General features: G+C 61.2%; 21 protein-coding genes and 1 tRNA gene. 11 read left to right on the top strand and 11 right to left on the bottom strand.

The window, feature by feature from the left end; all coding sequences use genetic code 11:
- The first annotated feature begins 154 nt into the window (after positions 1-154).
- Positions 155-1669, top strand: coding sequence for an exopolyphosphatase (gene ppx, locus ACJO2E_RS09545; protein WP_406963651.1), 1515 nt, complete (start codon positions 155-157; stop codon positions 1667-1669).
- Positions 1670-1684: 15 nt separating this feature from the next.
- Here the strand turns inward: ppx and ACJO2E_RS09540 are convergent, their stop codons facing one another.
- Entirely contained in the window at positions 1685-3616 is a 1932-nt protein-coding gene (locus tag ACJO2E_RS09540) for an ATP-binding cassette domain-containing protein (protein WP_406963650.1), read from the bottom strand.
- A gap of 85 nt (positions 3617-3701) precedes the next feature.
- On the opposite strand from ACJO2E_RS09540, the gene ACJO2E_RS09535 reads away from it, so the two are divergent.
- The 3 genes from ACJO2E_RS09535 (at position 3702) to bamJ (ending at position 5485) form a co-directional block, all read left to right on the top strand.
- Positions 3702-4247 carry a DUF2390 domain-containing protein gene (locus ACJO2E_RS09535; protein ID WP_406963649.1) on the top strand — a complete coding sequence of 182 codons (546 nt, stop codon included), beginning with the start codon at positions 3702-3704 and terminating at the stop codon, positions 4245-4247.
- Positions 4244-4633, top strand: coding sequence for a DUF4124 domain-containing protein (locus tag ACJO2E_RS09530; RefSeq protein ID WP_406963648.1), 390 nt, complete (start codon positions 4244-4246; stop codon positions 4631-4633). The genes ACJO2E_RS09535 and ACJO2E_RS09530 overlap by 4 nt, the downstream gene beginning before the upstream one ends.
- A 129-nt stretch (positions 4634-4762) precedes the next feature.
- A complete protein-coding gene (bamJ, locus tag ACJO2E_RS09525; RefSeq protein ID WP_406963647.1) occupies positions 4763-5485 on the top strand; it encodes a BamJ family beta-barrel-assembly machinery protein in 723 nt (240 codons plus the stop codon).
- A gap of 103 nt (positions 5486-5588) precedes the next feature.
- Here bamJ and rsd read toward each other — a convergent pair whose 3' ends face one another.
- Both rsd and ACJO2E_RS09515 read right to left on the bottom strand, forming a co-directional pair.
- Positions 5589-6071, bottom strand: a complete 483-nt coding sequence (rsd, locus tag ACJO2E_RS09520; protein ID WP_406963646.1) for a sigma D regulator — start codon at positions 6069-6071, stop codon at positions 5589-5591.
- A gap of 179 nt (positions 6072-6250) precedes the next feature.
- Positions 6251-6751, bottom strand: a complete 501-nt coding sequence (locus ACJO2E_RS09515; RefSeq protein ID WP_406963645.1) for a disulfide bond formation protein B — start codon at positions 6749-6751, stop codon at positions 6251-6253.
- A gap of 114 nt (positions 6752-6865) precedes the next feature.
- Here ACJO2E_RS09515 and ACJO2E_RS09510 point away from each other — a divergent pair, with 114 nt between their 5' ends.
- Positions 6866-7309: a flagellar basal body-associated FliL family protein gene (locus ACJO2E_RS09510; protein ID WP_406963644.1), complete on the top strand. Its 444-nt coding sequence runs from the start codon at positions 6866-6868 to the stop codon at positions 7307-7309.
- 15 nt (positions 7310-7324) lie between these two features.
- Here ACJO2E_RS09510 and gshA read toward each other — a convergent pair whose 3' ends face one another.
- The 3 genes from gshA to ACJO2E_RS09495 form a co-directional block, all read right to left on the bottom strand.
- The gene (gene gshA / locus ACJO2E_RS09505; protein WP_406963643.1) at positions 7325-8878 is read right to left on the bottom strand and encodes a glutamate--cysteine ligase; all 1554 of its coding nucleotides are present in this window, start codon (positions 8876-8878) and stop codon (positions 7325-7327) included.
- 164 nt (positions 8879-9042) lie between these two features.
- Positions 9043-11373 carry a Tex family protein gene (locus ACJO2E_RS09500; protein ID WP_406963642.1) on the bottom strand — a complete coding sequence of 777 codons (2331 nt, stop codon included), beginning with the start codon at positions 11371-11373 and terminating at the stop codon, positions 9043-9045.
- Positions 11374-11463: 90 nt separating this feature from the next.
- Positions 11464-13179, bottom strand: coding sequence for an EAL domain-containing protein (locus tag ACJO2E_RS09495; protein WP_406963641.1), 1716 nt, complete (start codon positions 13177-13179; stop codon positions 11464-11466).
- Positions 13180-13556: 377 nt separating this feature from the next.
- On the opposite strand from ACJO2E_RS09495, the gene rep reads away from it, so the two are divergent.
- Positions 13557-15575 carry a DNA helicase Rep gene (gene rep / locus ACJO2E_RS09490; protein ID WP_406963640.1) on the top strand — a complete coding sequence of 673 codons (2019 nt, stop codon included), beginning with the start codon at positions 13557-13559 and terminating at the stop codon, positions 15573-15575.
- 52 nt (positions 15576-15627) lie between these two features.
- Here rep and ACJO2E_RS09485 read toward each other — a convergent pair whose 3' ends face one another.
- Positions 15628-16038 carry a c-type cytochrome gene (locus ACJO2E_RS09485; RefSeq protein ID WP_406964125.1) on the bottom strand — a complete coding sequence of 137 codons (411 nt, stop codon included), beginning with the start codon at positions 16036-16038 and terminating at the stop codon, positions 15628-15630.
- Between the two features lie 188 nt (positions 16039-16226).
- Between ACJO2E_RS09485 and ACJO2E_RS09480 the strand changes: the two genes are divergently transcribed.
- Together ACJO2E_RS09480 and ACJO2E_RS09475 are read left to right on the top strand one after the other, a co-directional pair.
- Positions 16227-16559, top strand: a complete 333-nt coding sequence (locus ACJO2E_RS09480; RefSeq protein ID WP_406963639.1) for a hypothetical protein — start codon at positions 16227-16229, stop codon at positions 16557-16559.
- 106 nt (positions 16560-16665) lie between these two features.
- A complete protein-coding gene (locus ACJO2E_RS09475) occupies positions 16666-17652 on the top strand; it encodes a phospholipase A (protein WP_406963638.1) in 987 nt (328 codons plus the stop codon).
- Positions 17653-17722: 70 nt separating this feature from the next.
- Here ACJO2E_RS09475 and ACJO2E_RS09470 read toward each other — a convergent pair whose 3' ends face one another.
- The 3 genes from ACJO2E_RS09470 to ACJO2E_RS09460 form a co-directional block, all read right to left on the bottom strand.
- Positions 17723-19075 (bottom strand): phosphohexomutase domain-containing protein, encoded by a 1353-nt coding sequence (locus tag ACJO2E_RS09470; RefSeq protein WP_406963637.1) that lies wholly within the window; start codon positions 19073-19075, stop codon positions 17723-17725.
- A gap of 227 nt (positions 19076-19302) precedes the next feature.
- Positions 19303-19779, bottom strand: coding sequence for a bacterioferritin (gene bfr / locus ACJO2E_RS09465; RefSeq protein WP_406963636.1), 477 nt, complete (start codon positions 19777-19779; stop codon positions 19303-19305).
- A gap of 152 nt (positions 19780-19931) precedes the next feature.
- Positions 19932-20138 (bottom strand): bacterioferritin-associated ferredoxin, encoded by a 207-nt coding sequence (locus ACJO2E_RS09460; protein WP_328187455.1) that lies wholly within the window; start codon positions 20136-20138, stop codon positions 19932-19934.
- A gap of 162 nt (positions 20139-20300) precedes the next feature.
- Here ACJO2E_RS09460 and ACJO2E_RS09455 point away from each other — a divergent pair, with 162 nt between their 5' ends.
- A complete protein-coding gene (locus ACJO2E_RS09455; protein ID WP_406963635.1) occupies positions 20301-20843 on the top strand; it encodes a YaeQ family protein in 543 nt (180 codons plus the stop codon).
- Between the two features lie 24 nt (positions 20844-20867).
- On the opposite strand, the gene ACJO2E_RS09450 is transcribed toward ACJO2E_RS09455, so the two are convergent.
- Complete coding sequence (locus ACJO2E_RS09450; RefSeq protein WP_406963634.1) at positions 20868-21377, bottom strand: DUF2244 domain-containing protein; 510 nt, start codon at positions 21375-21377, stop codon at positions 20868-20870.
- A gap of 149 nt (positions 21378-21526) precedes the next feature.
- Here ACJO2E_RS09450 and ACJO2E_RS09445 point away from each other — a divergent pair.
- Together ACJO2E_RS09445 and ACJO2E_RS09440 are read left to right on the top strand one after the other, a co-directional pair.
- Positions 21527-21603 (top strand) — tRNA-Arg (locus ACJO2E_RS09445).
- A gap of 537 nt (positions 21604-22140) precedes the next feature.
- Positions 22141-23094 carry a cyclase family protein gene (locus ACJO2E_RS09440; protein WP_406963633.1) on the top strand — a complete coding sequence of 318 codons (954 nt, stop codon included), beginning with the start codon at positions 22141-22143 and terminating at the stop codon, positions 23092-23094.
- Positions 23095-23121: the final 27 nt, after the last annotated feature.

Here is a 23121-nt window from a genome sequence, read left to right as displayed (position 1 = left end):
CCGTCGCGTTTCGCTTATAGTACCGGCAGCGACGTTCCACGGGCAATGCCGACTAGTGTCCCGTCTGGGTAATTCGTCAACCTACTGAGCCACTGAGGCTAACGAATTACCCAGACGGGACACTAAACAGGCTGGCAATAGGATTTCAAGACACGTGACGGCTTCAGACAATGCCAATCCTCCCGAGCTGCTTGCAGCCATCGATATGGGCTCCAACAGCTTCCACATGGTTGTTGCCCGTCAGGTCCACGGAGAAATACGCACCCTCGAGAAAATGGGCGAGAAGGTCCAGCTTGGTGCCGGACTGGATGAGAACAACTACCTCACCGAAGACGCACAACAACGGGCCCTGGACTGCCTGAGCCGGTTTGCCCAGCGCCTCAGCGGCATGCCCCAGGAAGCGGTGCAGATTGTCGGCACCAATGCCCTGAGGGTGGCCCGCAATGCCAGTTCGTTTATCGCCCGGGCCGAGGAGGTACTGGGCTACCCGGTGGAGATCATTGCCGGCCGGGAAGAGGCGCGGCTGATCTACCTGGGGGTGTCCCACACCCTGTCCGATGATACCGGGCGACGGCTGGTGGTGGACATCGGCGGCGGCAGTACCGAGTTCATCATCGGTGAGCGCTTCGAGACCCAGGCCCTGGAAAGCCTTCACATGGGCTGTGTGTCCTTCCGCAACCGCTACTTCCCGGACGGCAAGATCAGCCGCCGGCAGATGGACCAGGCGGTCACCCACGCTTCCCAGGAACTGCTCAACATCCGCTCCCGTTACCGGGAACTGGGCTGGCACAGCTCGGTGGGCTCGTCCGGCTCCATCAAGGCGGTGGCCAGCGTACTGTCCAACCTGCGCATCACCGACGGACAGATCGACCTCAAGAGCATGCGGGAGCTTCGCCGGCGGCTGATCGACATGGGCCATGTGCGACGGCTGGCGGACCTGGGCGTCCGCACCGATCGCCAGAGCATCTTTCCAGCGGGCTTCGCCATTCTGCTGGCGGCGTTCGAATCCCTGGGTATCGAAAGCATGACGTACGCCGACGGAGCCCTGCGGGAGGGCCTGCTGTACGACATCCTGGGCCGGATCCAGCACGAGGATGTGCGGGAACGCACCATCACCGCCCTGCAGGAGCGATATCACCTGGACCAGCGCCACGGCGAGGCGGTGGAAGCCTCCGCCATTGCCCTCTGGCAATCGGTGTGCCGGGACTGGGATATCGACACGCTCGCGGACGAGGAACTGCTGCGCTGGGCCTCCCGGCTCCACGAGATCGGCCTGACCATTTCCCACAGCCAGTACCACAAGCATGGCGCCTACCTGTTGCGCTATTCCGACCTGCCCGGCTTCACCCAGCAATTCCAACTGGAGCTGGCCACCCTGGTGCGCGGCCACCGCCGCAAGTTCAACGCCTCGATCTTCGAGGATTTCTCCCCGGACGACGCCACCCGACTCAAACGCCTGTGCGTGCTTGTCCGCCTGGGTGTCCTGCTGCAACACGCACGCAACTACGATGCCCCACCGGTGGTTGTGGCCCAGGCCTCCGGGAAACGCTTGCAGCTCACCTTCGAGGAAGACTGGCTGAGTGAGCGCCCGCTGACCCTGGCGGACTTCGAAAACGAGCGGGAATACCTCGCCCGACAGGGCTTTGACCTGGTCATCCAGACCCGCTGACACACGCCCTGCGAGTTACCGTTCGAGCTGGGCCTCCAACTCCTCCAGCTTTTCACCGGTTTCCAGCCAGGTGGCTTCCGCTTCTTCCAGGGCCGCCCTGGTGGAGGCCTGCTCCGCCAGCAGCTCCCTGAGGCGGCCCTTGCTGGTCTCCTCATAGAGGGAGGCGTCGGACAGCGCCTGCTCCAGCTCCGCCAGCCTGGCCTGGCTGGTTTCCATGGTCTTTTCTGCCCGGGCGAGTTGTTTCCTCCAGGGACTGAGTTGTTGCCTCAGTTCCGCCTGCTCCCGCTTGCGGGCCTTGCGCTGGTCGGCGGTGAGTCCCGCACCGGCGGCCATGACCGTGGCCTGACTGTCCCGTCGCGGCGGCTGGTCGTCGTCCTTACGGCGGTCCGCCAGCCAGCGTTCGTAATCCTCCAGATCACCCTCATAAGCGGTAACCGAGCCATCGTTCACCAGCCAGAACTCGTCCACCGTGTTCCGCAGCAGGTGACGGTCGTGGGAGACCACCACCATGGCACCGTCAAAGTTCTGCAGCGCCATGGTCAGGGCCTGGCGCATCTCCAGATCCAGATGGTTGGTGGGCTCGTCCAGCAGCAACAGGTTGGGTTTCTGCCAGGCAATCACCGCCAGGGCGACCCGGGCCTTCTCGCCCCCGGAGAAGGAATGGATCGGCGACAGGGCCTCATCACCGTGGAAATCAAAGCCCCCCAGGAAGTTGCGGATGCTCTGCTCGGAGGCCCTCGGCGACAGACGCTGCAGGTGCAGGAACGGGCTGGCATCCAGGTCCAGGGATTCGAGCTGGTGCTGGGCAAAGTAACCGATGGCCAGGTGCTCACCGCCGGTGCGCTCGCCGCCCAGCAGGGTAGCTTCCCCCCGCAGGGCATCCATCAGTGTGGACTTGCCGGCACCATTGGGGCCCAGCAGGCCGATACGGCTGCCAGGCAGCAGGGTCAGGTTCAGCCCCGTCAGGATCACCGCCTCTCCATGACCAGCCTGGCCATTGCGGATGGCCAGCAACGGGTTGGACACCTTGTCCGCCACCGGGAAGGTAAAGCTGAAGGGCGAGTCGATATGGGCCGGCGCAATCTGCTCCATACGCTCCAGGGCCTTGACCCGGCTCTGGGCCTGCCGGGCCTTGGTGGCCTTGGCCCGGAAACGGTCGATAAAGCGCTGGATCTCCGCCACCCGGGCCTGCTGCTTCTCGTAGTTGGCCTGCTGCTGGGCCAGGCGCTCCCGGCGCTGGTCCTCGAAGGCGGAGTAGTTACCGGTGTACTGCACCAGCTTGTTGCGATCGAAGTGGATCACCTGGGTGGCCACCCGGTCCATGAAATCCCGGTCGTGGGAGATAAACAGCAGGGTACCGGAATAACCCGCCAGCCAGTTCTCCAGCCACAGGCAGGCGTCCAGGTCCAGGTGGTTGGTGGGTTCGTCCAGCAGCAACAGGTCCGATGGCTTCATCAGGGCCTGGGCCAGGTTCAGGCGGATCCGCCAGCCGCCGGAGAAGGAGGCCACCGGGCGGTCGGCATCCCCGTCGGCAAAACCCAGCCCGCGGATCAGGGCTTCGGCCCGCCGGGACGCGGACCAGGCTTCGTGCAGGTCCAGGTCACCGTGAATCCGAGCCATGGCGAGGTCATCGCCGTTGGCCTCGGCCTGCGCCAGTTCCGCCTCCAGCTCCCGCAGGCGGGTGTCGCCGTCAAGCACGAAATCCCGGGCACTGCGGGGAGAAGCTTCCACCTCCTGGGCCATATGGGCAATCCGGCAGCCCCCGGGCAGGCTTGCCTCCCCCTGCTCGGGACTCAATTGCCCCAATAAAAGCTGGAACAGACTGGATTTGCCGGCGCCGTTGGCACCCACAATGGCAGCACGCTGGCCGGGCTGAATCGTGACGCTGGTGGAGTCTAGCAACCAGACACCGCCGCGTTGTAAACTGAGATTGGTTATCGTAAGCATCGCGGGATTATAACGTCCTAGCGTTCCGTTTAGTGAATTCGTTGACCTACTGCGGGACACCAGCCCGACCAACGACGAGCAAAGAATGCCAGAGAACGACGACCATGACACGACAGCGGGGACAGACACGCCGCTCTGGCGCTTTGCCCTTGCACTCTGGCAACAGGACGCCGCCCGCGACCTCTGTCTGCAACTGCAGGAACAGGGCTGGAGTGTGACCCGGCTGCTCTGTGCGGGCTGGATGGCCCGCCAGGGGCGACACTACTCCGGTGCCGAGCCCGAGTCGCTTCAACAGTGGCGCCGGAATGTGACGGAGTCGATACGAAGCCTGAAGAAATCCCTGGGCAAATCGGATAGTCTGCTCGCCCCCCTGAGGGAGAGCCTGGCCAGGGCCGAACTGGAGGCCGAGCGCATCGAACTCTACCGGGCATGGCAGGCCCTGCGGGACAGCGACCCTGCCGACAGAACCCGCCCGGGGCATTCGATAACGGAGTCCAACCTCCGGCAGGCAGCCCCGGCAACCAACGGCAGCATCAACAGCATGACGGAGCCCATGATCAGACAACTGGCAAAGCTTATAGGCACCGTTCCCGCCGGGCAAAGTCAGCCACCAGGGAGTACGGAGCCATGACCCGCTGGCTGATCCGGCTTGCCTTTCCCGCACTGGGTCTGTTGGTGGCGCTGATCGTATACGGTGTCAGGGCACCTGAGTCCGCCCCCGAAAAGCCCGAGGAACCCAGGCAATCCAGGGCCATGCCGTCCTTCGAGGAACTGGTGCCGGCACCGGTGGTGCCGGAGGGGCCCGACATTGTCTTCAAGTGGCAGGATGACGATGGCAGCTGGCACTACGCCGACCAGCCCCCGAAGGAAGGGCCCTGGTATACCCTCGCGATCGAGTCCGGCCGGAAAACCCAGCCGGTCACCCCCGACAGCCCGGATCCGGCGGAAGAAGACCTGACGTCCCCCTACTCCGCCCCGTTTGCCCTGGAACCCCATTATCCGGAGAACGGTAGCTGATATTCCCACAAGCCGCCCCGACCGGTTTCAGGATTAAGACACCGTCAGTGGTATCAAAGCCTTAAAGGGGTTACCTTTGGCCTTCGTTATGACTCTTCAGACAACACAACCACTGCGACAGGAACCATCATGAAGAAATCGCTTATCGCCCTCTCTGTTGCCGGTATTCTTGCCGGATGCTCGGCAGGCACCCAGACGCCGGAAGTCACCCAGGCGCCGCTGGAAACCAACGGCGAGAAAGTCAGCTACGGCATGGGCATGGTATTCGCCGAACGCATGAAGAACGACCTGCCTGACCTGGAGCTGGACCAGTTCATCGAAGGCTTCCGCCAGGGTCACTCCGGCGAGGGCGAGCCCCGTCTCAGTCGGGAAGAGATCCAGCAGGCCATGATGGCCTACCAGCAGGAGCTGCAGGCAAAACAGCAGCAGGAAATGGATCAGGCCGCCACCGACAATCTGGAGAAAGGCGAAGCCTTCCTGGCGGAGAATGCCGAGCGGGAGGAGGTCATGACCACCGACTCCGGGCTGCAGTACGAGGTACTGGAAGAAGGCGATGGTGAAAAGCCCACCCCTGAGGATGAAGTGAAAGTTCACTACACCGGCGAGTTGCTTTCCGGCGAGGTGTTCGACAGCTCCCGTGAACGGGGCGACCCGGTCACCTTCCGCCTCAACCAGGTCATCGAGGGCTGGACCGAAGGGCTGCAGCTGATGAGCGAAGGCAGTCGCTACAAACTCTACATTCCCTCCGACCTGGCCTATGGCCCCGGCGGCAACATGAGCATCGGCCCCAACGAAACACTGGTATTTGATGTGGAACTGCTGGAAGTCAACCCGGAAGCAGCCGCGGAGTAATCCGCACGGGATTGAAGATACAAAAAAGGGGCAGCGAAGAACGCTGCCCCTTTTTTATGTTCGCTGTCCCGTCCGGTCAACTATCCGGTCACGGTCAACACGGTCAGGCCGAGGACGGCACCTTGCCGGCATGAACATTGTGCAGGTGCTCAATCAGGAAGTCCTCCAGCTCGAAACGGGTCTCCAGGGCCTCGCCCAGCCGGGACAGCTCCGCCATCAGATCATCCATTTCCGACTCGGAAGGCCGCTTGCCGTCCACCCGCTCGTTGAAGTCCAGTACCACCTCGGTGGTCTCGCTGATGCGGGGATAGACTCGACCGGCCAGTTCAATGCCGCCATCGTCAAATTCCCTGGCTTCCTGGATTAACTGCTCGTAGACCTCGAAATGCCCCGCCGAGGTGTAGTCCACCAGGATCTCGCAAAGCCGCTCAAGCTTGTTGCCCAGGTCCTCGGATGGTGTACTCCTGGCCGTATCCGAAAGGTCACAGTAATGGACCAGCAGTTCCTGGCGCTCCTTCAACCAGCGGTCAATCAGCTGATGGACGCCTCCCCAGCGTTCCTTCGCGTCGCGGCAATTGTCTAACATGGTGCCTCCCGGGCAGATTTATTATTGGCCTGTACAGCCGATGTTGACGTAGTGTCCCGTGTCCACGTGAACCAAGTTACCCCAATTCCGATCAGCCGGGCAAGCATCAAAAAACACGCCATAAACGACAACGCCCCGCGGGTGTGGCGGGGCGCTGGTACCTAGCCTGGCAGCATGGATCAGCGGGCGGTGGAACCCACCCTGATCAGGCCGAACAGGATGCCCAGGGAGGCCACCACGATCAGGGTGAAGAACATCGCGGTCCACCCCGGGATGCTGATGCCCAGGAAGGTCCACGCCACCTTGGCGCAGTCGCCGGTACCCTTGATCGCCATGGCCAGAACATCCATCAGCGGGAACATCTCCAACATGAAATCCACGGATCCGCCACAGGCAGGCACCTGGTCCGCCGGCAGGCTCTGGAGCCACAACTGGCGGCTGGCCAGACCAATCCCCGCCCCCGCCGACAGGGCCAGCAGAAAACCGTAGAGTCGACCGCCTATGTCGCCGGGATTATGGACCACCGCGACCAGGCTCACCGCTGCCACCGCCATGAACGCAAAACGCTGCAGCCAGCACAGGGGGCAGGGCTCCAGGCCCATGACATATTCCATATAGAAGGCCACAGCCAGCAGCCCGGCGGACACCAGGAACGCAAAGAGAAACACCAACCTGCGCATACAACTCCTTCCTCCTGTCAAAGACCGGTTCCGCGCCCGCCAATGGCTGCATCAACCGGCGGGGCCTGCTATTCTGCGGACCAGACTTCCAATTAAAGTGAACCAAGAACGCCGATGATGAATCGACCCTTTGCCCTCTGGACAACCCTGCTGCTGACCTGTGCCCTGTCATTCCCGGCCCTGGCCGCCGATGAACCCGCGGATGGGGATGAAGCCACCACAGAGTCCTTCACCGAGTACGTGGAAATGACACCACCGTTCGTCACCCATGTTGGCGAACCCACTGAGAGCCCTGCCTACCTCAAGGCCGAGGTCAGCCTTCGGGTTGGTACCGAAACCGCCAGGGATGCCATTGAAACCCACATGCCGCGCCTGCGCCATGAACTGGTCATCCTTTTTGGCGAACAGGCCGACCTCGACACACTGGCCAGCACCGAGGGCCAGAGTGCCGTGCGGCAGGAAGCCCTCAAGCGTCTGAACCAGGTGCTCGCAGACCAGCAGACCGGCGAGGAGATCGTGGACGTACTGTTCACGTCTTTTGTGATTCAGAGACGCTAACGGCAACTGGGACCGTCAACTAGCCAGATAGTTCTCCAGGAATCCGGCAAACGTGCCGGTATCCTCCCGCTCCATGGCCCGCTGGTCGTCCAGGGAGGCCCGGGTCATGCGCTCGAATTCCGCCCTGACCTGCTCGTCCGGCACTGCATCCCGCAGCGACTTCTGGTGCCCGGCGGACAGCGCGAGGGTCCATTCCCGGTGCCCCTGCCCGGTCTCTTCCATGGCGCCCAGGACCCGGGCCGATGGCAGCAGTGCCGGCTGTTCCAGCTTCTGGCGCTGGACGTCCAGGGCTTCCCGGTACACCTTGCCCCCCTGCCAGTGATCAAGCTTTTCCGCCAGCCACTGCAGTTCGTCCAGGGCCTCGGCGGCCGCCGCCATGATGGGTGTTGAGCGATCACAACGATTGATCCGCAGCTCCGGATTACGGCCCTCGTTGACCACATCCTTGTAGTTGTCGTCCAGCCGCTCGCACTCGGCGTCACCAATGCGCGGGCTGTCCTTGAGCAGGCAGCCCAGCAGGAACAGGTCCAGGAAATCCACCTGGGGGGCATTCAGACCCACGGGCGAGAACGGGTCCAGGTCCAGGCAGCGCACCTCGATGTATTCCACGCCCCGGGTATCCAGGGCCTGGATGGGCTTCTCCCCCCGCTCCGTGGTGCGCTTGGGCCGCACGGCACTGTAATACTCGTTCTCGATCTGGAGGATGCTGGTGTTGATCTGGATGAACTGGTCGCCCCGGCGGGTACCGATCTTCTGGTATTCCGGCCAGTCGGTGTGGATGGCCCGGTCCAGGGTCTCGGTGTAGGTCTTCAGTTCGTTGAAACAGATGTTCAGGGACGACTGGGCATTGTTGTGGTACCCCAGGTCCCCCATGCGCAGGGAAGTGGCATGGCGACCGAACCAGGAGTCGTTACCCAGGGGCGCGAGCTGGTGCTTCACGTCCCTCACGAAGCTGGCATCCAGGGCCGGAGAGGCGCCGAAGAGCAGCATCAATAGCCAGCTTTGGCGGCGGAAGTTGCGGATCAGCCAGAAGTACTGGTCCGACTTGAAGTCCTTGAGAGACTGGCGGTTTTCCAGAACATCCTGCCAAGTCTGCCAGAAGCTGTCCGGCAGCGACAGGTTGTAGTGGGCCCCGGCGATGCTCTGCATCATGCGACCGTAACGCACCGCCAGGCCCTGACGGTAGACGTGCTTGAGCTGGCCGATATGGGAGCTGCCATACTCGGCAATGGGAATGCTGGGATCGCCGTCCAGGCCACAGGGCATGCTGGCGGACCAGAGCACCTCGTCCCCCAGGTGCTGGTGCACGAACCAGTGAATATCCCGCAGCGAGGCCAGCATCTCTTCGGTGCTGCGACACACCGGCGTGATCAGCTCCAGCAACGACTCGGAATAGTCGGTGGTAATGCGGGGGTGGGTCAGCGCCGAGCCCAGTGCTTCAGGGTGCGGCGTCTGGGCGATAAACCCGTTGCGGTCAACCCGCAGTCCTTCCTTCTCGGCTCCCTTCAGGAAACCGTCCCAGTCACTGGCCGTCAGCTGTGAAAACAGCGCCTGGCGTGATGCACCCATGGTTGACTCCTCTGATCACCAGGTAAACGGCCTGCTTGCCGTTCCGGACAACGTTTCGGAGCTTCTGGAAAGGGCCCGGACCATTTGATGGGCCCAGGACGTTTTCGGAAGCTTCAGGGCATATGGGGGCAATTGCCCCCAACTCAATAGTTAGCGCTTGATAGTCAGCGCTTGTCCTTGGCTGACGCCAGTGCCTGTGCCAGCGCACCGGCCATGGCTCCCTGGGGCTGTTGCTGCGGCTTGCCGCGACCATTCTGGCGGTTGCCGGCCTGCCTCGGCTTGCGGTCGCCCTGCCCCCGTTGCGGCCGGTTGCTCTCGCCAGGCTTGTCATCCAGCCGCATGGACAGGCCAATGCGCTTGCGGGGGATATCCACTTCCATCACCTTGACCTTGACGATATCGCCAGCCTTGACCACCTCGCGGGGGTCCTTGACGAAGTCATGGGACAGGGCCGAGATATGCACCAGGCCGTCCTGGTGGACACCGATATCCACGAACGCCCCGAAATTGGTGACGTTGGTTACCGAGCCTTCCAGGGTCATGCCCGGCTTCAGGTCGTTCAGGGTTTCCACCCCTTCCTGGAAACTGGCAAAACGGAACTCCGGACGCGGGTCCCGACCCGGCTTCTCCAGCTCCGCGATGATATCGCGGATGGTGGGAACACCGAACTGGTCGGTCACGTAATCATTCGGATCCAGGGAACGCAGGAAGCTGACATCACCGACCAGGTCGGCCACCTTACGGTTGTTCCTCGCGGCAATGGCTTCCACCACGCCGTAGGCTTCCGGATGCACGGCGGACCGGTCCAGCGGGTTCTCCCCCTGGCTGATCCGCAGGAAGCCGGCGGCCTGCTCGAAGGTCTTCGGCCCCAGGCGCGGCACCTCCAGCAACTGCTGGCGGCTGCGGAAGCCACCGTTGCGACTGCGGAAATCAATGATGTTCTCGGCGGTGCCGGGATTAAGGCCGGATACCCGGGCCAGCAGTGGTGCGGAGGCGGTGTTCAGGTCCACCCCGACGCCGTTGACACAGTCTTCCACCACCGCGTCCAGGCTGCGGGCCAGTTGCACCTGGGAGACATCGTGCTGGTACTGACCCACGCCGATGGACTTGGGCTCGATCTTGACCAGTTCCGCCAGCGGGTCCTGCAGGCGGCGGGCGATGGACACGGCACCGCGGATGGTCACGTCCAGGTCCGGCAGTTCACGGGAGGCGAACTCGGAGGCGGAATAGATCGAGGCACCGGATTCACTGACCACAATGCGGTTGAGCTTCAGCTCCGGGTAACGTTTGCACAGGTCCGCCACCAGCTTCTCGGTTTCCCGGGAGGCGGTGCCGTTGCCGATGGCCACCAGCTCTATGTTGTACTTGCGGCACCATTTCGCCATCTGCTCGATGGACGGGTCCCACTGATTCTTCGGGGCGTGGGGATAGATGGCGCCATGCCCCGCTACCTGCCCGGTACCGTCGATGATGGCCACCTTGACCCCGGTACGCAGCCCCGGGTCCAGGCCCAGGGTGGCCCGCGGGCCGGCGGGAGCCAGCAGGAGCAGGTCTTTCAGGTTATTGGCGAACACCTGGATGGCCTCGGCTTCGGCGGCTTCGCGCACCTGGGCCATCAGATCGGTTTCCAGTTGGGTGGACAGCTTGACCCGCCAGGTCCAGCGCACCACCTCTGCCAGCCAGCGGTCCGCCGGGCGACCGTTGTCGCGGATGTGCCAGTGGGCGGCAATCTTCGCTTCCGCCGGATGCGGCACGCGGCGATCCTCGCTTTCTCCCTCCACGGCGATACCGTAGGTGAGGATGCCCTCGTTGCGGCCCCGGAGCACGGCCAGGGCCCGGTGGGACGGCATCTTCTTGAGGGGTTCCCGGTGGTCGAAGTAGTCCCGGAACTTGGCCCCCTCGCTCTCCTTACCCTCGATAACGGAGACTTTCAGCTCACCGTCGTTCCACAGGTAATCCCGCAGCCGGCCCAGCAGTTCGGCATCCTCGGCGAAACGTTCCATCAGGATATTGCGGGCACCTTCCAGGGCGGCCTTGGTGTCTTCCACGCCGGCTTCCGGGTTGAGGTAACCGGCGGCCACCGCCTCCGGATCCTGGGTCGGATCGTCGTACAGGGTATCCGCCAGGGGTTCCAGCCCCGCCTCGCGGGCAATCTGGGCCTTGGTGCGGCGCTTGGGCTTGTAGGGCAGGTAGAGATCTTCCAGGCGGTTCTTGGTGTCCGCCTCATCAATGGCCGCCTTGAGCTCATCGGTCAGTTTACCCTGCTCGTCGATGCTCTTGAGGATGGTATCCCGGCGCTCCTCCAGCTCCCGCAGGTACCTCAGGCGCTCCTCCAGGTTACGCAACTGGCTGTCATCCAGGGCGCCCGTCACCTCCTTACGGTAGCGGGCGATGAAAGGCACGGTGGCGCCTTCGTCCAGCAGGGCAATAGTGGCGTTTACCTGTTGTTCACGGACACCGAGTTCTTCGGCAATACGAGCGGGGATACGGATCATTCTGTGTTACCTGAAAGGGGGAATCCCTGGCTGCCACGGCAGTGGGAGATCCCTGACTGTTTTGGATCAAGGGGCAAAAGGTACAGGGCCTTACTCCGGCAGGCAAGCCAGGCGATTACGGTCGTGCAGGAAAGTGATCAGGTCGGACCAGGGCATGGGGCGAGCGTAGTAGTAGCCCTGCACCTCATCGCAGTGCTGATTCCGCAGGAACTCGAGCTGACCCTCGGTTTCCACACCTTCCGCCACCACACTCATCTGCAGGCTGTGGGCCAGGCTGATGATGGCGCGGATGATGTGTTCCGAATCCCCGGACTGGCCCAGGGCCTGCACGAACGACTTGTCGATCTTCACCAGCGAGATGGGCAAATGCTGGAGGTTGGTGAGTGACGAATAACCGGTGCCGAAGTCATCCAGGGCAAAGCTGATACCGAGCTGGCTCAGTTCCCGCAGGCAGCGCTGGGCATAGTCCGGGTCATGCATCATGGCGCTTTCGGTGAGTTCCAGCTCCAGCAGCGTGGTGTCCACATTGGCATTGAAGATGATGCGGAAGATGGTTTCGGTCATCTTGCGGTCGTGGAACTGCCGGAACGACAGGTTAACCGCGACCACCAGACCCGGGAAGCCAAGATCGGCGGCTTCCCGCAGGCGCTGGCAGGCCTGTTCGATCACCCAGTAACCGATGGGCACGATCAGGCCGCTGCGCTCGGCGGCGGGAATGAACTCGTCGGGCATGACCAGGCCCCGGGTGGGGTGGTTCCAGCGGATCAGGCACTCCACACCGCGCACCTCAGCGGTGATCAGGTCAATGCGGGGCTGGTAGTAGAGCTCCAGCTCCCCGGCCCGGAGGGCGTTACGCAGGTCTCCTTCCAGCTTGAGCTGGTGGCCGGCGGAAATGTGCAACTGGCGATTGTAGAAACGGTAGCTGGTACCGGCGTCGCGCTTGGCCTCGAACATGGCACGGTTGGCCCGGCGTAGCAGGGTCTCCGGGGTATCGCCGGCTTCCGGGAAGGTGGACACCCCCAGGCTGGCGGTCACCCCCACCATATTGCCGCCCACATTCACCGGCTCACCCAACACACCCACCAGCTTGCGGACGATGTGGGACAGGTCCAGGGAGTCATCCACATTCTCGGCGATCACCGCCAGTTCGTCACCGCCGATGCGCATCAGCGAGTCCACCCGGCGCATAACCTGGCGCAGGCGCTCCGCCAGCTTGAGCACGAGTTCGTCGCCCCGCCGATAGCCCAGGGATTCGTTCACCGTACGGAAGTCATCAATGTTGATATGGATCAGCGCCAGTCGGTGATCACCCCGCTCCGCCCGCAGGATGGCCTGCTGTAACCGGTCGAAGAACAGGTTGCGGTTGATGAAGCCGCTGGCCACCTCCCGGCCAAGCTGGCCTCCGGCACTGTCCTCCAGTTGCCGGCGGAACCAGACACAGCGCACCGCACGCCCCAGGGCCCATCGGTCCAGGCGGCCCTTGCTCAGGTAATCGGCGGCGCCACTGGCCAGCAGTTCCGCAGTGACGTCATCCTCGCTGGCTGCGCCGAGGGCAATCACCGGCTTTTCATTACCCGCCACGGACAGGTATTGCAGGAACCCGGCGCCGGAACCGGCATGGAAAGTGGCATCCCAGAGCAACACATCAAAATGGGCATTGTTGAGCAGGTCTCCCACGGCGTCGGGGTCCGGACACCAGGTCAGTTCCGGTACAAAGTCTCCGTGGCCACGGAGCATGCTGCCGTACCAGAGATAGTCGGTTTGTTCCCCGGTCAGGACCAGGATTCGCAGGTTATCGGACTGCATGAAGATTCAGGTGCTCTCTTGATCCGGAGCGTCGCCGCTGCAGGCTCCCGAGGAAACCGTCACGGCCATCATCCGGGAGGTGTCATATCGCCCCACACCAGTCTCCTTAACACTGGTGTCAGCGACTCCGTCCCGCATTTCCATGATTCAGACTAAAAGATAGCCGAAAGCCAGGGAAGATACAGGTTTTACTCTCAGGTAGAATACGCCTTTATGCTATAGGAGCCTCTGACCAGCTCCTGAATCGCCTCTGCTCGCCGCAACGTTCCGAAAGGTGGACGCTTCCGTCAAGTCACGCCCTGATTGTGCATGGCCCCGGAAGCCAGAGGCAATCGCTGAATTGTGCAGAGGCCCCATCATCCCGCGCCAGGTGAAATGTGTCACAACTGAACCCGCGTCAACGCGAAGCCGTCCACTACATCGATGGCCCCCTGCTGGTACTGGCCGGGGCCGGCAGTGGCAAGACCAGCGTGATCACCCGCAAAATCGCCTACCTCATCGAGCAGGCAGGCATCCCGGGGCGACATATTGCCGCAGTGACCTTTACCAACAAGGCGGCCCGGGAGATGAAGGAACGGGTCGGCAAGCTGGTGGACCGCAAGCTGACCCGGGGCCTGACGGTTTCCACCTTCCATAACCTGGGCATGCACATCATCCGTGAGGAGCTGGCCCACCTGGGCTACCACCCGGGCTTCTCCATTTTCGATGCGGAAGACGCCAAGGCCCTGCTGCAGGACCTGATGCTGCGTGAAGCCAGCGCCGATGCCGGTGACGAGCTGGCTGACATCCAGAACACCATCTCCACCTGGAAGAACGACATGAAGGGTCCGCAGGACGCCTGGAGCAAGGCGGCGGACGAGCGTGAGCAACGTATCGCGCTGATCTACAAGAGTTACCAGCAGTACCTGAAGGCCTACAACGCGGTGGATTTCGATGACCTGATCCTGCTGCCGGTGCAGTTGTTCCGCACCGTGCCCGAGGCCCTGGCCAAGTGGCGCCGCAAGATCCGCTACATGCTGGTGGACGAGTACCAGGACACCAACCTGTGCCAGTACGAACTGGTCAAGCTGCTGGTGGCGGAACGGGCCGCCTTTACCGTGGTGGGCGATGATGACCAGTCCATCTATGCCTGGCGCGGGGCGCGACCGGAAAACCTGGTCCAGCTCAAGGAGGACTTCCCCAGCCTGAAGATCGTCAAGCTGGAGCAGAACTACCGCTCCACCTCCCGTATCCTGCGCTGTGCCAACGAGGTCATTGCCAATAACCCCCACGTGTTCGAGAAGGCCCTGTGGAGTGACCACACCATTGGCGACGAACTGCGCATCGTGCGCTGCCGCAACGAGGATGCCGAGGCCCAACGGGTAGCCTCCGAGATTATCGATCAGAAGCTGAAGAAAGGTCTGCAGTTCCGGGATTTTGCCGTGCTCTACCGGGGTAACCATCAGGCCCGGCTGCTGGAGATGAAACTGCAGGCATTCCAGATTCCTTACCGCATTTCCGGCGGCCAGTCGTTCTTCTCCAAGAACGAGATCCGCGATGCCATGGCCTACCTGCGGCTGCTGATCAACCCGGATGACGATGCCGCCTTCCTGCGGGTGGTCAACGTGCCCCGGCGGGAGATTGGCCCGCGCACCCTGGAACAACTGAGCCACTACTCGCGATCCCGTGACATCAGCATGCACCGGGCCCTGGACGAAATGGGCGTGGAAACCCATGTCACCGAGAAGGGCCTGGACCGACTGCGGCGCTTCCGCCACTGGGTGGAAGCCACCTGCCGCCGGCTCTATGAAGAGGACCCGATACCGGTTCTGAAGCAGCTATTCACCGATATTGAGTATGAGGAATGGCTGCACCAGCACGCCAGCAGCCCCAAGGCCGCCGAGCGGCGGATGGAGAATATCTGGTACCTGATCGAGTCGGTCCAGCGCATGCTCGACAATGACAAGGGCACCGCCAATGAAACCACCATCGAGGACGCCATCAGCCGCCTGATCCTGCGGGACCTGATGGAGCAGCAGGAGGAAGAGGACGACAGCGACAAGGTGCAGCTGCTGACCCTGCATGCCTCCAAGGGGCTGGAGTTTCCCCACGTCTTCATCATGGGCCTGGAGGAGGAAATCCTGCCCCACCGCTCCAGCATTGAGGAAGGCAACATAGAGGAAGAGCGTCGGCTGATGTACGTAGGTATCACCCGGGCCCGGGAAACGCTCACACTGACGTTTGCGGCCCAACGTCGCCAGTACGGCGAGAAGATCGAGACCATTCCCAGCCGGTTCCTGGACGAACTGCCGGAGGGCGATGTCCTGCGGGAAGGGATGGGCGACCTGGACCAGGAAGCCAACCAGCAGAAGGGCAAGGCCACGCTGAGTGCGCTATTGGGAGACCTGGAAGGGTAAGCGGAGTAAGGCAGAAAACGGGCCAGCGCATGGCGCCGGCCCGTGAATGATGTTACTGGACTTCGTTCACCATATGCTCAACGGCAGCCTGGATTTCCTCATCGGAACAGCCGCTGCAACCACCCTTCGGCGGCATGGCATTGAAGCCGTTGATAGCATGATCAACCAGGGTTTCCAGGCCCTTGTCGACCCGGGCGCCCCAGGCATCGGCATCACCGAATACCGGCGCACCCGCCACACCGGAAGCGTGGCAACTCTGGCAGGAAGAACTGTAGACCTCTTCACCGGAACGGGGCCCATCACTGGATGCGGCAGCCGGCGCCGCGGTGCCACATTCCTCACCTTGGAGGCAGACTTTGCCAACCGGCGCGATGCGCTCGCGGATCTGATCCTCGACACTCGCCATTACAGCGCCAGCGGTCAGGCCGAATGCAACCAGTACGGCCGCCAGAACTTTCGTTATTTTCACAGTGCACCTCTCATCAGAGCCTATTGGGAAGCCAGACGTTGTACAGGGCGGATATCCAGAGGCCCCCAAAGTTATATGTGGGCGCATTATAGCGGGTGAAGCCGGGCAAAAAAACCAACAAACCGCTAAGATGGGTCGGAGTATCCCGGTAGCCGCTTCCAACAGACAACCACAGGACCTCCATGACAGACAGACCTTCCCAGGAAACCCATCCGTGGCGTAAACCACTTGTTGTCATCGAGACGCTCGCCCTGGTCGTGCTGATTGGCTCGATGGCGCTGCTGGGCCGCCAGGGATCGGAAGGCGATCCGGTTCACGCGGCCTGGCTACTGTTGCCCGCCGTCGCCAGCCTGGTGGTGTTCCTGTGCTTCCTGGGGCTGATGTACCTTCGCTGGATCGCGTCTGCCGGAGGCACTGCAGGCCGTCGCCAGAAACTGCTATTCTCACTACTGGCGCTGACCCTGCTGGGATTGTGGGCCTATGCCATTGCCCAGACATGGCATAGCCTGCCCTAGTTTTCCGTCTGTGAACTCAATAACCCGGACACTTGGTAATGCCCGGTTCATACCCCCTTCACACCATGACGTCCATACTCCAGATTCATTGCCGAAAGGATCCCACATGATAGAACGCACACTGGCGGCAGTCGTGATCACCATGATCGGCGCCGGATGGCCCCCGGAGGCATCGGCCCAGGAAAACGAGAAAAAGCCCGGGGAAAACCTGCCGGAACTGGCCCAGGACGTGGAGCAGAAAAAGGAAGAAGTCGACAGGAACACCACTGGCGACAGGGCAATGAAGCAGGAGGTGGAAGAGTACGAGGCCCGGGAAAAACTGATCGGCAGCCTGATTGGCGGCTTCGTGCCCTACAAGCCCACTTATATCCTGCCCTACACCTACGTGGATAACCCGAACCAGAACCCCACCAGCCCGACCCTGGGGGAGGCAAGCTATGATGCCCGCCTGCAGAGCGAGGAAGCCAAGTATCAGATCAGTTTCCGGGTGCCCCTGTTCACCGGAATACTGGATGACAGCACCACACTCTGGTTCGGCTATAGCCAGAAGTCATTCTGGCAGGTCTATAACACCGAGGATTCCGCCCCCTTCCGGGAGACCAACTACGAGCCCGAGATCTTCCTGCGCCAGCGGCTGGGCTGGGACATCGGTCCCGGCGAGGTCACCAGCGTCGCCCTTGGCCTCAACCATCAGTCCAACGGCCAGTCGGAACCCCGCTCAAGGAGCTGGAACCGCATCAGGGGCAGCGTCGCCTATGCCTACGATCGCTGGCTGTTCATGGTCAGCCCCTGGTACCGATTGCCGGAAGACGAGAGCGACGACGACAATCCGGATATCGAGGAGTACCTGGGCTACGCCGACTACCTTGCGGTGTATAAATGGAATGACAACCATGTGCTCTCTGCCAGGCTGATGAACAACCTGCAGGAGGATGACAACCGGACCTCCGTGGAGCTGGGCTACAGCTTCCCCATGGGCAACACCATCAAGGGCTACATCCAGTACTACAACGGCTATGGCGAGAGCCTGATTGACTACAACGAACGCACCCACCGGATCGGTATCGGCATTATGCTGAACGACTGGCTGTAAGGAGAGAGGGGCAAATTCAGTGTCGGCCCCAACAGTCCCCCTCCCTTGGCGGGAGAGGGACTTTAGAAGGTCAGCTGTTCAGCCGGTCCATCTCCGCCAGCAATTCGGCGGTCTTCTGCTCCATCAGCGCCTTGTCAGCCCGTGACTCCACGTTAAGCCTCACCACCGGCTCGGTGTTGGACATGCGCAGGTTAAAGCGCCATTCCGGAAACTCGATGCTGACCCCATCCACATGATTCACAGACACGGCATCACCCGCGTAGGCCTCCTCGATGGCCTGGATCACCTTTGCCGGATCATGGATGGTCCGATTGATCTCGCCGCTGGCCGGGTAGGCCTCGATCCGGGCATCGATCAGTGACGACAGGGGCTGTCCCGACTGACACAGGCGCTCCGCCACCAGCAGCCAGGGAATCATGCCACTGTCGCAGTAGGCGAAGTCACGGAAATAGTGGTGGGCGCTCATCTCGCCGCCGTAGACGGCATCCTCGTCCCGCATGCGTTGCTTGATGAAGGCGTGGCCGGTCTTGCTCTGCACCGCCTCGCCACCGGCGGCCTTCACCAGATCCAGGGTATTCCAGGTCAGCCGTGGGTCATGGATCACCTTCCCGCCACCGGTCTTGCGCAGGAACTGGTCCGCCAGCAGGCCGACGATATAGTACCCCTCAATGAATCGGGCATTCTCGTCGAAGAAGAAACAGCGGTCGAAATCACCGTCCCAGGCAATGCCCATGGCCGCCTTGTGTTCCAGCACCGCCTCGGCGGTCACCGCCCGATTCTCCTGCAGGATGGGGTTGGGCACACCATTGGGAAAGCTGCCATCCGGCTCGTGGTGGAGTTTGATGAATTCGAACGGCAGGTGTTCCTCCAGGGCATCCACTACCAGGCCAGCGCCGCCATTGCCCGCATTCACCACGATTTTCAGGGGTTTCAGGGAGCCGGCATCGATATAACCCAGCAGGTGGTCCACGTAAGGCGCCATGACCTCCAGGGGCTCATGGCTGCCCTGCTCCGGCGCATCGGCGAAGGGTTCCAGCACCCGGTCACGGATCTCGTTAAGACCATTGTCGGAACTGATAGGACGGGACTCCGGCCCCACCATTTTCATACCATTGTGGTCCTTGGGGTTGTGGCTGGCCGTCACCATGATGCCGCCGTCCATCCCGAAATGGCTGGTGGCAAAGTAGACATGCTCGGTACCACACAGACCGATATCAAAGACATCCGCCCCGGCGGCCATCAGGCCGGAACTGAGGGCATCGGCAATTTCCGGGCTGGACTCCCGGATATCGTAACCAACGATTACCTTGCGGGCGCCGGTCACCTCCACATAGGCCCGACCGATCTTTTCAGCCAGGGTGGCATTGAGCTGGTCCGGTACGCGCCCGCGCAGGTCGTAGGCTTTAAAACAGGACAGGTCCATGGCGACTGTTTCTCCCAGTTGGTCTGCGGTATGGATTCGAGTGATCGCCCGTTACTCGGGTATAAGAACATCAGGCAACAACCGGGCCCATTCTAGCCCCTTACCTGTGACAGCGGCAGGAAATAGCTGAAAAATGAAGAAATAGAAACCCGGCGGATGCTGCCGGACGGGGATAGTAGGGCCATTGGCGCGCATTGCGCACGCCAATGGTGCCCGGTGGCAGCGGCTTACTCCGCGGCGCCGGACTGAAGCTGGATATAGTTCTGGATGCCCATCTGGTCGATCTGCTCCAGTTGGGTTTCCAGCCAGTCGATATGCTCTTCCTCGCTATCGAGGATGCTGCGAAACAGCATACGGCTGGTGTAGTCCTGGACCTGCTCACAGTAGACAATGGCTTCTTTCAGGTCCTTGTGAGCGGTCATCTCCAGCTTGAGGTCGCACTCAATCATTTCCTGGACATTCTCGCCGATCAGCAGCTTGTTCAGGTCCTGCAGGTTGGGCAGGCCCTCCAGGAACAGGATCCGCTCGATAAGCTGATCCGCATGCTTCATCTCGTCGATGGACTCCTCATATTCCTTGTCCGCGAGCTTGCTGATGCCCCAATCCTTGTACATGCGGGAATGCAGGAAATACTGGTTAATGGCGGTCAGCTCGTTCCCCAACACCTTGTTCAGATGCTGAATGACTTTCTTGTCACCTTTCACGGCCGGGGTCTCCTCATCCTGTTATCGGTTATCCACTGTCAGGCAGCGGACTTTGGATAAGGATAACCCCTATTCCGGAGAGAAAAAATCGCGTAAGAGAATGGTTTACGTTTGATACAGGGCATCGACAACGCCCGGAAGGGAGCGTTGTTTCAGGCCGGCTGGGCGAGCATATCCGCCAGGGCGAGGTAATCGGATGACCGGCTTTCCCGAAGGATTTCCCGGGCGGTGCAGGCACAGCGTCCGCACTGGCGCCCCACTCCCAGCTCCTTGCCCAGTTGTCGCATGGAACTGATGCCATTTTCAGCCGCTTCGCGGATTTCCCGATCGGTCACACCGGTGCAGAGGCAGACGTACATAGATAGAAACTCACACGCCGATTAAAGTTAGTGATAATTATTGTTATTCGCAGGAGAGATTGCAACCCAATTGAGAAAATTTGTACAAATCGTCACAGAACGGTGCCCGCTCCGGAAATCCGCTACACTCTGCTCCATCCAGAGACCCGACCGGAGCATGCCATGGCCCTCAAAGCCACCGTATTCAAGGCAACCCTGAGCATTGCCGACATGGACCGCCACTACTACGCGGACCACCACCTCACCATCGCCCGGCACCCGTCGGAGACCGATGAACGCATGATGGTGCGACTGCTGGCCTTTGCCCTGAACGCCGACGAGCACCTGGAATTCACCCGTGGCCTGAGCACCGATGATGAACCCGACCTGTGGCGCAAGCACCTGACCGGGGACATCGAACACTGGATAGAAGTGGGGCTGCCGGAGGAAGACCGGATCCGCAAGGCCTGCAACCGTGCCGACCGGGTGACCATCTACGTCTATGGCGGACGTGCCATGCCCGTATGGTGGGAGAAACACCACAACCGCCTGGGCCGTTTCGGGCACCTCCAGGTCATCGCCCTGGAACAGGACAGCACCGACGCCCTGGCGGAACTGGCTGACCGATCCATGACATTGCAGGTGAATATCCAGGACGGCGAGGTCACGATCAGTGACGAGTCCCGGGTGGTAAGCCTTGAACCCAGGACACTCAAACGGGTGTAACTCCGAGACCAACGGAAATCGCGGTCAGAAGTGAATGCCCACCATCTCCCGGGACCGGCGCCGAACGGGAAAACCCTGGCTTTCCAGCAGGGTCACCAGCTCCCGGGAGTCCCGGGGATTGAGGAAATCCGCCAGCGGCACCTCCTCCCCGTTGCAGCACAGACAGATCCGCTCCCGAAGCCAGGGATGGGGCTTCTCATCCAGCAGGATACGGACCGACGGACGCGGCCAGTCCCACTGCTGCTCGCAGTGCTCGTGCCCCTTTTCGAGCCGCACCCGGGACGGCCCAAAGGTAATGACCTCCTGACGACAACACTTGCGGGCGGTATACCAAAGCCCGGCCCCCACCGCGACCAGCTCCATCCCGGCAAAGGGAATGACCAGCCAGGCGCCCGCCAGACTCATGCCCACCACCACGATGGACGTCAGCAACACCAGCCCGAGCCACACCCGCACCAATGCCGGCCAACTGATGGAGCGGTTGGGGGTGAGGCGGTAACGCATGCCGTCGCTGTCGGATAAGCGCTCAATCATGGGAAAACCCACCGGGGCTTCGCCCGAACGATTGCCTTTTATCAAGTATACGCGATGACGACAAAACGGTTTCAAGGAGGGCTGGACAGAGTAACGCTGCGCAAGTAAGATTGCGCACTCGAAATTGACGCATACAGCGCCCGTTTCTTCCGCCCGTAGCTCAGCTGGATAGAGCGTTGCCCTCCGGAGGCAAAGGTCTCAGGTTCGAATCCTGACGGGCGGGCCATCTTATACAAAAGGGCCCCGCCAAGTGCGGGGCTTTTTTGTGGGATATGGATCGCCCGTTAGTCTTGGTGAGAACCTCCGTTCGACAAACGGCAATAGCCGTTTGGGTGCCGCAGCGTAGGCGGGGCGAAGCCCCAAAGGCAATCTGAGTCCATCCTGCCCCCTCAGGCAACTGAGGTGCATTGTATAAACCCCTTTTGTTCAAGTTGCTCCGCTCCCAATTTGCTGGGGCCATTGTTCCCAAATGGCCTGTGTGAGAACGCAGGCCTTTTATTTGGCTCTGTCCAAATTGTGCCCGTGGTTTGTCCACGTAATTAGCGGCATTTCCTTCAACACAACACGCTGACCCTTGCACTGAATGCCTGCCATTTACCTGAACACAACAGAAAAAGGTAAATGGCAGGCATTTCTATGGCTCCGGCTGCAAAGAGGAAAATCATTATTAGCCAGCTATAGTTAAGGTCTTGGCGGGATGACTATTGAGTCAATCCCATCAACAGTCAGCATCTCGATAAAAACAACTTAAGGAACGCATTCCATGAAACGAACAACAACGCCCCTCATGGCAACAATTCTCGCAGGCGCTTTACTAGGCGCAAACGCACCAACCGGGTTCGCAAACGAAGACTGGCAGAACTCAAAGTGGGGCAAAGACGATACGATTGGCGCCGCCAATTACCTGTCCGCAGACCATATCCTGGAAGCGACAAGTTTGGTCACTGAGGGCAAGGCCTACTCTCTGGGTGTGGAACTGAATCGTGACTTCCCAGCGTATGGCACGCGTTTCTTCGACATTACCGTGATGGAACCCAGGGCCGGCGGCCAGGCTATCGGACCCACCAAGCTGACCAGTACTGATGACATTCTGCATACCTGGTTGGGCATTGGCAGTCAGATTGACGGCTTTGGCCATATTGGTATCGATCACAAACACTACAACGGACTGGCAGCCGAAGACATCGTGGCTGTTGATGGCCTGAAAAAACTGGGCACCGAGGGTATTCCGCCGATTGTCACCCGTGGCGTGCTTCTGGACATGGCCGAGCACTTCGGCCAGGACATGTTGACAGAGGGACAGGGTTTCAACAGCGAAGAAATACGCGCTGCAGCGGAAGCCCAGGGTGTGACGATTCAGGAGGGAGACGTGGTGCTTTTCCATACCGGCTGGCTCAGCCTGGTGGGTAACGACAATGAGCGATTTGGAAAGGCTGAGCCGGGCCTCGGTGTCGATGGAGCGAAATACCTGGCTGGCCAGGGCGTCGTTGCCGTCGGGGCCGATACCTGGGGCCTTGAGGTCATTCCTTTCGAAGACGGCACTGGCGTGTTCGAAGTCCATCAAACACTGTTGGCCAAGAACGGTGTCTACATCCTCGAGAACATGAACACCGCTGAGCTAGCCAAGGATAATGTGCATGAATTCATGTTTGTCCTGGGCCAACCCAAGGTAAAAGGCGCCGTACAGATGATGGTGAACCCGATCGCCATCAAGTGACCGCTGACAGATAACACATTTGACATT

The sequence above is a fragment of the Marinobacter shunpengi genome (assembly GCF_045449695.1).
In the GTDB taxonomy this organism is placed as follows: Bacteria; Pseudomonadota; Gammaproteobacteria; order Pseudomonadales; family Oleiphilaceae; genus Marinobacter.
The sequence above is the reverse complement of the archived record's forward strand: the minus strand, read 5'-3'. Positions and strand labels throughout refer to the sequence as shown.